1 protein-coding gene is annotated in these 743 nt (G+C 34.5%); it reads left to right on the forward strand.

Features of this window, described 5'->3' with window-relative positions:
* A partial coding sequence (locus tag I7822_RS29525) for an IS3 family transposase (RefSeq protein WP_207982561.1) occupies positions 1 to 704 on the forward strand: 704 nt, incomplete at its 5' end.
* Positions 705 to 743 lie beyond the last annotated feature (39 nt).

A 743-nucleotide genomic window follows, 5' to 3' on the forward strand; every position in this document is an offset into this window, starting at 1 on the left:
GGGGATATAAGAAAGGGTCCCGTTCAATAAAAATGATATTAGAGAATGAATATAACATAATCTTTAGTCGTAAAAAGATACAAAGAATTATGAAGAAATATGGTATAGTCTGTCCCCATAGAAGGCCGAATCCTTATAAAAAAAATGCAAAAGCAACAAAAGAGCATCAGGTTATTCCAAACAAGTTAAACAGAAATTTCAAACAAGGAGTCCCTGGAAAAGTATTATTAACGGATATTACATTTTTGCCATATAACGGAAATAGTATGGCTTATTTGTCGACCATAAAAGATGCCTGCACGAACGAGCTACTAGCTTACCATGTATCCGATCGAATTACTTTAGACATTGCAACTAAGACAATTCAAAAGCTAGTCAACAACAAGAAAATTACACTACATCCAGATGCCTTTATCCATTCTGATCAAGGTAGCCACTACACAAGCCCGAAATTTCAAAAATTACTAAAGAAATATGGATTAGGGCAATCCATGTCCAGAAGAGGAAACTGCTGGGATAATGCCCCAATGGAATCATTCTTTGGTCATTTAAAAGATGAGTTAGACTATCAATCTTGTAAAACGTTAAACGAACTAAAAGCCAAAATAAATCACTATATGGTTTACTATAACAATTACCGTTATCAATGGAATTTAAAAAAGATGACCCCTAACCAATATAGGAATCATCTTCTAGTTGCGTGACTCTTTTTTTCTTGTGTCCTTGACACGGGTGCCAGTTTA

Source organism: Metabacillus bambusae (assembly GCF_017497975.1).
In the GTDB taxonomy this organism is placed as follows: domain Bacteria; phylum Bacillota; class Bacilli; order Bacillales; family Bacillaceae; genus Metabacillus; species Metabacillus bambusae.